A 12,151-nucleotide genomic window follows, 5' to 3' on the forward strand; every position below is an offset into this window, starting at 1 on the left:
CGGGGTCGCGGGTCATGGGCAGGGTGGTCGGTAGGGCAGGCCGGGGAAGTGCCGGGCCCATTCCTGGCGATCGATGCGCGGGTGGGCCAGCCGGCACAGCCGGGCGGCGACTCGTTCGGCGTCGGTCTCCCACAGCAGTGCCGCGCGGTCGTAGCCGCCGGTCGCCACGGTGTGCCGGTCGGGGCTGAAGGCGATCGAGGAGACGCGGTCGGTGTGGGCTTCGAGGGAGGTCTGCTGCTGGGGGTGTTGCGGGTCGGTGAGGTCCCATAGCCGGGCGGCGCCGTCGTTGCCCGCGGTGGCGAGCAGGTGCCCGTCGGGGCTGAAGGCCACCATGTTGACGCTGTCGGTGTGGCTGATCGGGGTGGCCAGGGTTGTGGGTCGCCGGGGGTCGGCGACGTTCCACAGCCGGGCGGTGTCGTCGTAGCTGGCGGTGGCCAGGGTGCGGCCGTCGGGGCTGAAGGCGAGCGCGTTGATCCCGTCGGCGTGCCCGGAGAGTTCCGATGCCGGGACCGGGTTGCGCCGGTCGGTCACGTGCCATAGCCGGGCCGTGCGGTTCCAGCCGGCGGTGGCGAGGAGGTGTCCGTCGGGGCTGAAGGCGACCGCGTTCACGCCTTCCTCGTCGGCCTCGAAGCGGGCCGCTTGCGTCGGGTGCCGAAGATCGGTGACGTCCATGAGGCGTACGGTGTGGTCGAGGCTGGCGGTGGCCAGGGTGCGGCCGTCCGGGCTGAAGGCGACCGCGTTGACGTTGTCGGTGTGGCCGCGGATGGTGGCCAGGGGGCGGGCGCCGGCGGGGGTGGAGATGTCCCAGAGCCTGGTGGTGTGGTCGTTGCCCGCGGTGGCGAGCGTGCGTCCGTCCGGGCTGAAGGTCACGCTCCAGACCGCGTCGGTGTGGCCGGTGAGCGTGGCCAGCAGGTGGGGGCGTTGAGGGTCGGCGGTGTCCCAGAGTCGTACGGCCCGATCCTCGCCGACGGTGGCCAGGGTGTGTCCGTCCGGGCTGAAGGCCAGCCAGCAGATGCTGGAGGCGTGGCCGGTGAGTGCCGGGCCGGGAAGGTCCCACAGGCGGGCGGTGTAGTCGTCGCTGCCGGTGGCCAGGGTGCGGCCGTCGGGTGTGAACACCACCGAGACGACGTTGCCGGTGTGGCCGGTGAACGTGGCGAGCGGGAGGGGACGGCGGGGGTCGGCGATGTCGGCCAGGCGGACGGTGTCGTCCAGGCCGGCGGTGGCGATCCGGCGGCCGTCCGGGCTGAAGGCCACTGAGCGCACGATGTCCTGGTGGCCGGTGATCGTGGCCAGGCGGGGGACCCGGCCGGAGCCGGAGATGTCCCATAGTCCGGTGGTGTGGTCGTTGCTGGCGGTGGCCAGGGTGCGGCCGTCCGGGCTGAAGGCCAGCCAGGCCACCGGGGCGGTGTGGCCGGTCAGTTTTCGGGGCTTGCCGGGGTGACCGGGGTCGGTGACGTCCCAGAGCGCCGCGGTGTTGTCGAAGCTGGCCGTGGCCAGGGTGTGGCCGTCGGGGCTGAACGCGACCGACACCAGCCCGTCGTCGTGGCCGGTCAGTGTCGCGCGGAGCCGGTGGTCGCGTACGTTCCACAGCCGGGCCGTCTTGTCGGAGCTGGCGGTGGCCACGGTGTGGCCGTCCGGGCTGAACGCGACGGCGTTGACGCCCATGGAATGGGGGAGTACGGCCAGCGGGCGGGGTCGGGCGGGAGTGGTGATGTCCCACAGGCGGGCGGTGTTGTCCCAGGCGGCGGTGGCGACGGTGTGGCCGTCCGGGCTGAAGGCGGCGGCGTTGACGTTGTCGCCGTGACCGGTGAGGGTGAGCAGGTGGCGCGGGCGGTGGGGGTCGCCGACGTCCCAGACTCTCGCGGTCCGGTCGCGGCTGGCGGTGACCAGCAGGCGTCCGTCGGCGCTCACGGCGACGGCGTTGACCCGGCTGATGTGTCCGGTGAGCCGGGTGGCGTAGGGGACGGCGAAGGTTCGCAGCAGGCTGTCGCGGGCGTCGACGGTGGGGGACAGGCGGTAGGCGGCCAGGCTGAGCTGGGCGGACAGGGCCGGGTTGGCCTCGCGCAGGTCGGTGGCCTCGGCGGCGGCCTTCTGCGACAGGGCGATGTCGCGTTGCTGTGTGGCGGTCTGTTGGGCGCGGAAGGCGTAGACGGTCGTGGTGGCGGTCAGGACGAGCAGGACGGCGAGCAGGGCCGCGAGTTGCCGCAGCCGGCGGGTACGGCGGCGGGCGGCTTCCTGTTCCCGGGCTTCGGCCGCGAGGCCGGTCTGGAGGAAGCGCCGTTCTCCCGGGGACAGGAGGGACGGGTTCCCGGTGGCCCAGTCGTTCGCGACGGTGAGCCGTGTGCCGCGGTAGAGTGCGCCCTCGTCGCGGTCCTCGGCCTCCCAGGCCTGGGCCGCTTCGGTGATCCGGCGGTGGATGCGCAGCCCTTCGCGGTCTTCGGTGAGCCAGTCGCGCAGCCGTGGCCAGGACCGGATCACCGCCTCGTGCGCGATCTCCACGATGTCGCCGTCGAGGGTGACGAGCCGGGCTCCGGCGAGCGCGTCGAGGACGGCGGCGGTTTCGGGGTGGTCGATCTCGCCGCGGGTGATGCGGCGTTTGGTGTCCTCGGTGCCTTCGCCGAGGGCGGTGAGCCGCAGGAAGATCTGCCGGGCCAGGGGCTGCCGTTCGGGGCCGAGCGCGGTGTAGACCTCCTCGCTGGTGCGGGCGACGGCGCGTTCGATGCCGCCGGTGGCCTCGTACCCGGCCAGGGTGATGGTGTTCCCGCGGCGGCGTCCCCACGCCTCCAGCAGCGCGTGCGACACCAGTGGCAGCACGCCCGGCCGGCCGGCGGCGTCGGCGATGAGGCGGGACACCAGGGCGGATTCGACGCGGTAGCCCATGTCGACGGCGGGCTGGGTGATGGCCCGGCGCAGTTCCTCGGTGGTCAGGGGGCCGACGAGCACCTGTGAGTCCTGGAGGACGTCGGCGAGGTCCGGGTGCCGTGCGCAGTGGGTGTAGAAGTCGGTCCGTACGCCGAGGACCACCCGGGTCCGGCTGTCGGGGTCGCGGGCCGCTGCGACCAGCGCGGCGATGAAGGCGGTGCGTTCGGCGGGGTCGGTGCAGAGGGTGAAGGTCTCCTCGAACTGGTCCACGACGAGGACCACGTCGTCGGCCGAGGCGTGCTTGGCCAGGAGCTGGCGGGTGGCCAGGCCCAGGGTGCGGGGATCGTCGGTGAGTTCGGTGAGCAGGCCGCCGGGTGTGACGTCGAGCCTCGCCGCCAGGTGCACCGCGCACTCGTGCAGCGGGTGGGTGCCTGGGGTGATCAGCAGTACCGGGTGGGAGCCGAGTGTGGGGAGCAGGCCGGCGCGCAGCAGTGAGGACTTCCCGGATCCGGACGCGCCGAGTACGGCGATGAGGCGGTGCCGGCGCATCGTGGCGGCGACCTTGTCCGTCAGCCGCTCGCGGCCGAAGAACCGGCTCGCGTCCTGGGGTCCGAAGCTTCTCAGGCCGACGTACGGCGCTGTGTCGTCCGGTGTGGTGGCGGTGTCGGGCCGGTTGAACTCCTCGGCCAACGCCCGCCATCGGGCCTCCCACTCGGCCGGGTCGCCTCCGCAGGCCTTCGCGTAGGCCATGGTGACGGCCATGCTGGGCAGTTTGCGCCCGCCGGCCGCCTCGGAGAGGGTGCCGGCGGAGTAGTGGGCCTGTTTGGCGAGTTCCCGGTAGGACGGGCTGCCCGCTCGTTCGCGTAATCGGCGCAGGTCGGCTGCGAACCGGAGTAACCGGTCGTCGCCGTCGTCGCCGTCGTCAAGTGGCCGTTCCTGACGCGGCATGTCCGTCCCCCGATCTGCGGGCGCCGTTGTTCAAGCGTTGTTGTTCGGCGTGCGGCGCGTGACACCGAACAACCCTCCTCCCCTATACCGGACACCGGCGGATCAATCGAGAGAGAGGGCGAGAATGCTCAAGCGAAGGATCGCGGTCGCGGCGGCCGGGGTGGCGCTGGCCCTGAGCGTCCCGTTGTCCGCGCCGGCCCAGTCCGCGTCATGGGATTGCCGGCCGGCGTCGGGGTTCTGCTGGTGGAACGCGCTCAACTTCCCGGGCCATCCGTGGTATTCGGCTCCGGTTCCGTCGGGGCAGTGCGTGAGGATCGCCGGTGTCGCCTGGTCGGTCTACAACCGCTCGCCCCAGGAGCAGCGGGTGTGGGAATTCGACAACTGCACCGGAAGGAACGTCCTGGTGGGGATCGGGCAGGCGTTCAACCTGTCGTTCGGTGCCCATGGGCGGGGCGGCTACTGAGATGGGAGGTCGTTCCGCCGCGCTCCCATCGCCGTCGACCGGTACGCGGCGTCTGGTGGCCGCCGCGGTCGGTCTCCTGGTGGTCGCGGGCTGCTCGGCCGGGGGAGGGGAGACGGTGGGTGCCGCCCCCCGGGCCGGGCCCGCAGATCTGCCGCCGCAGGTGACGTCCGGTGAGGCCCGCGTGCTGTGGGATGCCGAACAGTTGCTCGTGCGTGACTGCATGGCGCGGCGCGGGTTCCGGTACTGGGTCGTCCCGCGGGACTCGATCCCTGAGAACCGCGACTTCCCCTACGTGGTGGACGACCTCGGCTGGGCCCGCCGGCATGGTTACGGCGGTGACATCCTCGAACGGATCGACCGGCTGCGGGATCGGAATCCGAATCGCCGGTATCTCGAAGGGCTGCCCGCGCAGCGCCGGAGAGCCGCCTTCGCCGCCCTGTACGGCGAGGGGCCGCAGTCCTGGGCCGCGACGCCTCGCCCCGATCAGCTGGAGGCCCGGCTTCCCACGGGGGGCGTCGTCCGGAGGAACGCGGCCAGTTGCACCTCGGAGGCGCCAGGGCTGCTGTACGGCGACCTGGCGACGTGGTTCCGGGCCACCAGGGTGGTGCAGAACCTGGCCGATCTGCGCCGGGCCCGGGTCGTGCGGGATCCGCGCTTCGCCGCCGCGGTCGGGGCGTGGTCGAGGTGCATGCGCGGGCGCGGCCATCCGTACGCTCACCCGCGTCTGACGCGGGCGGAGGCCGTCGCGGACGGGTCGGCGGGACCGGCCGCACGGAAGGCACGTGAGAAGCAGATCGCCACCGCGGTCGCGGAGGCGATCTGCGCCGGCGAAAGCGGCCTGTCGGCCGTGGCTCGCGAGCTGGACGAGAAGTACGCGCGGGAGCTCGTGGCCCGCCACCGGCCGGACGTGATCGCCGAGCGGCGCATGCGACGGGACGCGCTCCCGATGGCCCTGAGGATCACCGCCGCCGGTGGAGGTCACGCACCGTCGTCCACGCCCGGCGTCGTCCGAGCCACCCCCTGAGCCACCTTCCGCAGTCAATTCGGCGACCGACACGAAGGGGAAAGTCATGAAGAGAACCACCGGAGCCCTGGCCGGCCTGGCCGGCGCGATCCTGATCCTGGCGGCTACGCCGGGGGCGGCCTCCGCGGTGCCGCCCGGCCCCGATCCGTCCAGCACGGCGACGCCCGTCCCGAGCGATGCCGCGCGCAAGCCCGTGCCCCCTGGCACGACCGGCACGGCCGACACGGCCGCCGTGCTGGCCGACGGTTACATCAACGTCTGGGAACACGCCATGTGGGACACCGAAGGCGGCCTGTGGTGCAAGTGGCTGGGCAATCACCGGTTCTGGGAGGACGCATCGGGAGATACCTGGGAAGGCTCGACCCCAGGCATCTGCAAGTCCGATAGCCACTCGTTCGACAACGTGGCCACGTCGATGTACAACACCGGCTTCCCGGGCGAGTTCGACGACGTGCGGTTCTTCAAGCACGCTCATTACGCTCAGCCGTCGATGTGCCTGGGCAACGGCGACCACTGGGGCAATCTCGCGCTCGGCTGGGAGATCTTCAACGACGGGTCCTACGCCAACGACGAGATCTCCTCCCACCGATGGGTGGACAGCTGCTCATTCTGACGACCCCGCGGGGGTGTGCCCGCCGGCGCAGGTGCGCGAGTCCGCGATGCCGATCGGCGTCCGGATCGTCGCCCCGCCCGGCGGGCCGCACCCTGGGTGGGCGTCGCCGGGCTGCTCCTGAAGCGTTCTTCATGGTCGCTTCCCCGGAAATCGTCGTCCCCACCCTTTAGGGTCTCGTGGCATGATCCAGCCCACAGACCTGACCGACCTGCGCGCCAAGCTGGCGACCGTGTCCCCGGCGAACGCGTGGAAGGCCGTGCGGCGGCTCGCGCTGGGCAGCCGGGATGGTGACGCGCTCGCCCTGGCCGCCGCCTATGCCGAGGTGGCCAAGCCGTCCACGGACAACCTGCTCAGGCTCTGGCCCCAGGCGCTCGACCCCGACGGCTTCGCCGAGCAGGTGCTGGCTCCGGCCTTCGACGCCGAGGGGCGTACCGAGCTGGTGCTGCGCCGGCAGGGCTCGCTCACGGGGCTGCGGCACCTGACGATGCTGGAGAGCCTGACCCTCGACCACTGCAAGACACTGACGGACGTGTCCGAGGTGGCCCCGCTGACCGCGCTGCGCGCGCTGGAGCTGGACGGCTGCGCGGCCGTCAGCGATCTGCGGCCGCTGTCCGGGCTCACCGGCCTGACCAGCCTGCTGCTCCGCAACTGCCGCCAGGTGGCCGACCTGTCCCCGCTGTTCGGCCTGCGTCACCTGCGCCGGCTCGACCTGCGGGGCACCGCGGTGGCGAGTGTGGCGGGGGTCGGTGACGCGTTCCCCGATCTGGAAGAGCTCGATCTGAGCGGCTGCCGGTTCGTCGACGACGTACGCGGCCTGTCGGGGCTGAGCCGCCTGAGAGAGCTGGACCTGAGCCGCACCAAGATCACTTCTTTGGAGGGGCTGCGCGACCTCGGCTCGGTCACCGAGCTGAGCCTGCACAGCACCCGCCTGACCGGCCTCGACGGCATCGGCGTCATGACGGGGCTGGAGAGGCTCTGGCTCGGCGGCAGCACGAAGGTGAAGAGCCTCGACGGCCTCGGCCACCATCCCCGGCTCACGGCTCTCGGCCTGCCGCCCGCCCCGCTGCCCGACCTGCGGCCGCTGTCGCGGCTGCCCGCGCTGGAGCGGCTGGCCATCGACCGGGACCAGCGGCTCACCTCGCTCGACGGGCTCGAAGGGCACCCGTCGATCGAGGAGGTGTACCTGGCCTACGCGGAGGACCTGCGCGACTTCTCGGCGCTGGCCCGCATGCCGGCCCTGCGGACGCTGACGTTGCAGGGCCTGGAGCAGCTCGCCGACCTCACGCCGTTCTCGGGGCTGCTCCACCTGGAGGAGCTCCACGTGGCCTACACCGACGAGCTGCGCACTTTCGGCGACGTCGAGCGCCTGCCGTCTCTGCGCAGGCTCGACCTCGACTCCTGCTCCAGGCTGAGCGACCTGGGCGCGATCGCCGGCTTCCCGTCGCTCAAGGAGGTAAGGGTGTCCGGTTGCCGGGCGCTGCCGTCCGACCTCGTCGATGACCTGAGAGCCCGGGGCCTGCTCGTGACGGATTGACGCCCCCGCCGGATCGCTTCCGTGGTCGGTGCTCGCCGCGTGCCGGGGACGGGAAACCACTACGTTGTGATACTTTATAGTGGTACTCGTTAGTACGGAGTACCTGGAGGATCGAAGAGGACCCACGATGGACGACCTGACGGAGATGCTGAAGGGCACGCTTGAGGGCTGCGTGCTGGAAATCATCGGCAACGAGGAGACCTACGGGTACGCCATCACGCGCCGGTTGAACGAGCTCGGCTTCGCCGACGTCGTCGAGGGGACGGTTTACACCATCCTGCTGCGGCTGGAGAAGAACGGGCTCGTCCAGGTGACGAAACGACCGTCCGAGCTGGGCCCGCCGCGCAAGTTCTATGCGCTCAACGACGCGGGGCGCGAACGACTTGCGACGTTCTGGGCGAAATGGGAGTACATCACATCACGGATCGACAAGCTCAAGGAGGGTGGGAGATGAACTTCTGGGAGACCATCACCGGCAGCGATCTCACCAGGGACATGAAGGCGTTCGAGGTCCGGGCCGGGGCATTGCCGGCCGACTACCGGGCGGCGTGGGAACAGATCAAGGGTCATCTCTTTCTCTACGGGGACTTCACGGGCCGCAACCTGATGCCGATCCTCGACGGTGCTCTGGGGCTGCTCGAGGAGACGGCGGCCGACGGGCAGAGCATTCACGAGGTGCTGGGTGACGACATCGGAGGCTTCTGCGCGGCGCTGGCCGGCGGAGAAGGGGCCCGGACCTTCCGTGACCGGTGGCGCGAGCAGCTGAACAGGAACGTCGCCAGGAAATTGGGCCGGCTAGGAGGCTGACGTGGGCATTCAGGACATCATCGAGGGCAAGAAGCAGTGGCGGGCGCACATGGCCCGGGTCAAGGCGCTCCCGCCGGACTATCAGATCGTCTACAAGGAGATGCAGAGGTACCTGTTCAAGGTCGGGCCGGTCGAGCTGACCGACGGGTCCCTGCTCTCGGGGATCGTCGATTTCTTCGAGGAGGGCGTCGCGGCCGGCAAGGGGGTCCTGGAGCTCATCGGCGACGACGTCGCCGCCTTCGCCGACGACCTCATCAAGGACTCGCGCACCTACGCGGAGATCTATCAGGAGTCCATCGGCGGGAAACCCGGCACGGCCGAGAAGTAACCCGGCGGGCGCTGGGCGGTGCGGGAGAGCGGAGCGGCCTCAGGGGGTCTGCTCGTCGATCTCGCACCTGGTGAAGACCCATATGTGGCCGCCGCTGTTCTTCAGCGACCAGTACATCCACGCTGTTGCGGTCAGGTCGACGCTGACGGTGAAGTCGAGCGTGATCGCGCCGCCGGAGACGTTCGCGGTCTGCGTGCCGCCGCCGTTGGGGGTGATGAGCTGGTACTGCGTGCCGGCGGCGTTGGTGGTGTTGAGGTGGAAGCGCAGCCGGTAGGTGTGCGGGTTGCCGTCGGGCACCCGTACGTACGGCACCACCAGCTGGCCCACCGAGGCCGGGATCACGTCCGGGTTGAAGGCGACGTTGTTCGGGGTGAAGGCCTGCACCCCGTACAGCACGAGCTGGGTGTCGGCCGAGGTGACGTGCTGGGGGTCCACGGTGCCGACCGGCGTCCAGCCGAACGCCGTGCCGCTCTGCGCGCCTGCGCCGGGCGCGAGCCCCGCCCAGAGCAGCACGGCCGCCAGGCTCGCCAGCAGTGATCTCCTTGCGGTGGTAGCCATCGAGCGCTCCCTTGCGGTCGTCGTCGTGTCGCGGGATGTGCCTCACCGATGCTGCGCGCGAAGCGGCCGCAGGAGAACTGCCCGGCGGGGAACAGCTGACGTCCCGAACGGCCGCAATCTCGTCCTGCGTGGGGCACTTGCCGAGCAGCGCGGCCGGCATCGGCCACACCAGCCGGACGAGCTTGCGATGCCGGGCAAGGAAGCGCCGCCACGTCACGCAGCTGGTACGACCTCGGGTGAAGACCTGCGCCACGACATGAAGGTCGGGCCGGCTAGCACCCGTGGCCAGGCGTGCCCCCAAGAAGGAGGCCGAGCCGTCACGCGCTGGCCGCCGCTCTCCAGCGGCGCAAGATGGCGTCGTCGTCGGGGCCCCCGTGCCAGGATTCCGCCTCGTCGATGGCGTGGGGCAGCCAGTCCTGGTAGTCGGGTTCGTCGGGGGTGATGTCCCGGGTGCCGTCGACGTGGGTCCCGTCAGCCAGCACGGTGCAGGTGGGGACGCGGAGGACGCCGCCGGCCAGCTTGATCGCGGTCATGTGGTTCGCCCCTTCCGTCTCATCTGCCACCGTCTCGCTCCCCAGCATAGCCCCGGCGCGCCGGGGGCAGGGGTGATGGTGTTCAGCCGATCCCGTACTGTCCGGTGAACCAGGTGTAGGCCTGCTGGGCGGCGTGTTCGTCGGCGAACAGGTGGATGAGACGCCGGGCCCGACGCACCAGCACGCAGGCGAACGCCTCGGCGTACAGTTCGGTGACCATGGCCCGGTACGGAGGATCCAGCCGCTCGGCGCACGAGGCATGCAGCGCTGTCCAGAACGGGCCTTGCGAGGGCATGCCGTCCATGTCGTCGGTCGCGTGCCCGAGTTCATGTCCGGCCACGCTGGCCGATGGTGACGGCACGCTGCCCACCCCGATCGCGCGCCACGTCGGGTCGTACACGCCCGCGCTGCGTTCCCATCCGCCTTGCTGGGCGGGCAGCGGTACGCCCCGCAGCCGCTCGAAGCCCGGTAAGTCCGGGACGGCGCCCGGGCCCACGACGATGCCGCCGTCCAGATGGGCGGCCAGCCGGGTGCCGAGAGCGCGCGGCACCGCGGACAACGTCATGATCGCCAACAGGGTCTCGGCAGGAGGGAACGTTCCCGAACCCCACGCCCGACGAACGCGAGCTTCGAGCGCACCTACATGCAGCCAACCCGGCCGTCCTCTGCTCTGGCTGGCCACACACGTCCTCGGGTGATCACGCTGACATCGGCCGACGCGCTCGGCGCCCGAGTGTGGGGGAGCTACGGGCGTGAAGACACGTCGTTGATCGGGAACTCTAACGGTCTGCCAGGGAGGGCGCATCCTCCCCGGCCGGCCGACCCGGCCGGGGCGCCGATGGGCCTACTGAGGCGCGGGCTTGGCCCTGGCTGCTGCGTTCCACGAGTGTCACCCGCTCAACGAGCAGTCCTGCTCCCGGTGGACGTCGAGTGTGCGGAGCACGTCGGCGCAGGCTTCGGCGAAGCTTGCCAGCCGCTCGGGGCCGAGCACGTCGATGAACAGGGCGTGGACCATCTCGGTGTGCGCCGGAACGGCCTTGTTGATCGCCGCGTGTCCCTTGTCGGTCAGCAGGACGTCGGGGTAGCGGCGGTCGGAATCGACCCGCTCGACCAGTCCGCGTTGTGCCATCCGGGTGAGCTGGTGGGACAGGCGGCTCTTCTCCCACTGGGTGGCGGCGGCCAGTTGCGCGACGGGCATCCGCCGGTCCGCCGATTCCGCGAGCCTGACCAGGACCTCGAAGTCGGCCGCGGACAACTCGTGGTCGCGCTGCATGTGCTGCTGCAGGTGTGAGCCGAGGTGCTTGGACATCTCGATGTAGGTGCGCCACATCCGGTCGGCCTCGCCGAGTTCCTGCTCCCATCCCATGGCGACCATGGTACCCGCTGGTTGACGTATCAACCCAACGCGGTATGGTGCCTAGGTTGATACATCAACCTGAATCGAGGGAGTTGTTCCGGTGAGCGAACAGCAGATCATCGCGGTGGTGGGCGCGACCGGTGCCCAAGGGGGAGGCCTGGTCCGCGCGATCCTGGCCGATCGAAGCGGGCAGTTCGCCGCGCGAGCCCTTACCCGGCACCCGGATTCGGCGCGGGCCGAGGAACTGGCCGCGCTCGGGGCCGAGGTCGTCAAGGCCGACCTCGACGACGCGGCCGGCCTGCGCAAGGCGTTCGACGGCGCGCACGGCGTGTTCGTGGTGACCAACTTCTGGGAGCCGCGGACGCCCGAGGAGGAGCAGGCACGTCCCGCGACCACCAAGGAGCTGGAGCAGGCCGGTAACGCGGCGCGGGCCGGCCGGGACGCCGGCGTGCGTCATTTCATCTGGTCCACGCTGTCCGACACTCGGGGCTACTTCCGGCCGGGCGACGGCACGCCGACCTTCGGCGGCACGTACAAGGTGCCGCATGCCGACGGCAAGGCAGAGGCCGACCGGCTCTTCCTGGAATCGGGGGTGCCCACCACATTTCTGCAGGCGAACGTGTACTACGAGGCGTTCCAGGACATGTTCGCACCCCGGCGCGACGAGCAGGGCGCGCTGGTGCTGCAACTCGGATTCGGCGACGCGCGGGTGCCCGCGCAGGCCGCGGAGGATGTCGGCAGGACCGCGTTCGGCATCTTCCGCCGCGGTACGGCGCTGGCCGGCAGGAGGGTGAGCGTCGCCGGCTCCGTGCTCACCGGGGCGCAGTACGCCGCCGCGCTGGGCCAGGCGCTCGGTGAGCCGGTGACCTATCAGGCGGTCAGCCCCGACCAGATCCGGGCTGCGGGTTTCCCGGGCGCCGGAGAGGTCGGCAACATGCTCCAGTACCTGATCACGGCCGAGCAGGACATCGTCGACCTCATCGACGGCGAGCTGCTGCGCGAGCTCAACCCGCAGTTGCAGTCCTTCGACACCTGGCTGGCCACCCACCGGGACGCCATCCCGCACTGACCACGTCCAGCAGGGCGAAGGCGACCGCCGTCTTGTCCTGGTGAGGTCGGAACAG

Annotated in this window: 13 protein-coding genes; 8 read left to right on the top strand and 5 right to left on the bottom strand. The window is 70.9% G+C overall.

What is annotated here, in order from left to right; all coding sequences use genetic code 11:
* Positions 1–12: 12 nt before the first annotated feature.
* Positions 13–3,810, bottom strand: a complete 3,798-nt coding sequence (locus ACTWPW_RS31355; protein WP_443170741.1) for an nSTAND1 domain-containing NTPase — start codon at positions 3,808–3,810, stop codon at positions 13–15.
* Positions 3,811–3,934: 124 nt separating this feature from the next.
* On the opposite strand from ACTWPW_RS31355, the gene ACTWPW_RS31360 reads away from it, so the two are divergent.
* The 7 genes from ACTWPW_RS31360 to ACTWPW_RS31390 all read left to right on the top strand — a co-directional run bounded on the left by ACTWPW_RS31360 (position 3,935) and on the right by ACTWPW_RS31390 (position 8,579).
* Positions 3,935–4,273: a peptidase inhibitor family I36 protein gene (locus ACTWPW_RS31360; RefSeq protein WP_375112505.1), complete on the top strand. Its 339-nt coding sequence runs from the start codon at positions 3,935–3,937 to the stop codon at positions 4,271–4,273.
* A gap of 55 nt (positions 4,274–4,328) precedes the next feature.
* Positions 4,329–5,297 carry a hypothetical protein gene (locus ACTWPW_RS31365; RefSeq protein WP_443170742.1) on the top strand — a complete coding sequence of 323 codons (969 nt, stop codon included), beginning with the start codon at positions 4,329–4,331 and terminating at the stop codon, positions 5,295–5,297.
* 46 nt (positions 5,298–5,343) lie between these two features.
* On the top strand, positions 5,344–5,910 hold the full coding sequence (locus ACTWPW_RS31370) for a hypothetical protein (RefSeq protein WP_375112503.1): 567 nt from the start codon (positions 5,344–5,346) through the stop codon (positions 5,908–5,910).
* A gap of 181 nt (positions 5,911–6,091) precedes the next feature.
* Positions 6,092–7,444 (top strand): leucine-rich repeat domain-containing protein, encoded by a 1,353-nt coding sequence (locus ACTWPW_RS31375; RefSeq protein ID WP_443170743.1) that lies wholly within the window; start codon positions 6,092–6,094, stop codon positions 7,442–7,444.
* A 127-nt stretch (positions 7,445–7,571) separates the two neighbouring features.
* Positions 7,572–7,898, top strand: coding sequence for a PadR family transcriptional regulator (locus tag ACTWPW_RS31380; protein WP_375112501.1), 327 nt, complete (start codon positions 7,572–7,574; stop codon positions 7,896–7,898).
* Positions 7,895–8,251: a DUF1048 domain-containing protein gene (locus ACTWPW_RS31385; RefSeq protein WP_375112500.1), complete on the top strand. Its 357-nt coding sequence runs from the start codon at positions 7,895–7,897 to the stop codon at positions 8,249–8,251. The genes ACTWPW_RS31380 and ACTWPW_RS31385 overlap by 4 nt, the downstream gene beginning before the upstream one ends.
* 1 nt (position 8,252) lies before the next feature.
* Positions 8,253–8,579 (top strand): DUF1048 domain-containing protein, encoded by a 327-nt coding sequence (locus ACTWPW_RS31390; protein ID WP_443170744.1) that lies wholly within the window; start codon positions 8,253–8,255, stop codon positions 8,577–8,579.
* A 39-nt stretch (positions 8,580–8,618) separates the two neighbouring features.
* Here the strand turns inward: ACTWPW_RS31390 and ACTWPW_RS31395 are convergent, their stop codons facing one another.
* The 4 genes from ACTWPW_RS31395 to ACTWPW_RS31410 form a co-directional block, all read right to left on the bottom strand.
* Entirely contained in the window at positions 8,619–9,137 is a 519-nt protein-coding gene (locus ACTWPW_RS31395) for a hypothetical protein (RefSeq protein ID WP_443170745.1), read from the bottom strand.
* A 317-nt stretch (positions 9,138–9,454) separates the two neighbouring features.
* Positions 9,455–9,670, bottom strand: coding sequence for a hypothetical protein (locus tag ACTWPW_RS31400; protein ID WP_375112497.1), 216 nt, complete (start codon positions 9,668–9,670; stop codon positions 9,455–9,457).
* Between the two features lie 82 nt (positions 9,671–9,752).
* Complete coding sequence (locus ACTWPW_RS31405; protein ID WP_375112496.1) at positions 9,753–10,235, bottom strand: hypothetical protein; 483 nt, start codon at positions 10,233–10,235, stop codon at positions 9,753–9,755.
* A 324-nt stretch (positions 10,236–10,559) separates the two neighbouring features.
* Positions 10,560–11,036 (bottom strand): MarR family winged helix-turn-helix transcriptional regulator, encoded by a 477-nt coding sequence (locus ACTWPW_RS31410; protein WP_375112495.1) that lies wholly within the window; start codon positions 11,034–11,036, stop codon positions 10,560–10,562.
* Between the two features lie 91 nt (positions 11,037–11,127).
* Between ACTWPW_RS31410 and ACTWPW_RS31415 the strand changes: the two genes are divergently transcribed.
* A complete protein-coding gene (locus tag ACTWPW_RS31415) occupies positions 11,128–12,096 on the top strand; it encodes an NmrA/HSCARG family protein (protein ID WP_375112494.1) in 969 nt (322 codons plus the stop codon).
* The last annotated feature ends 55 nt before the right edge of the window (positions 12,097–12,151 follow it).

It is taken from the genome of Nonomuraea sp. KM90 (assembly GCF_052246675.1).
In the GTDB taxonomy this organism is placed as follows: Bacteria; Actinomycetota; Actinomycetes; order Streptosporangiales; family Streptosporangiaceae; genus Nonomuraea.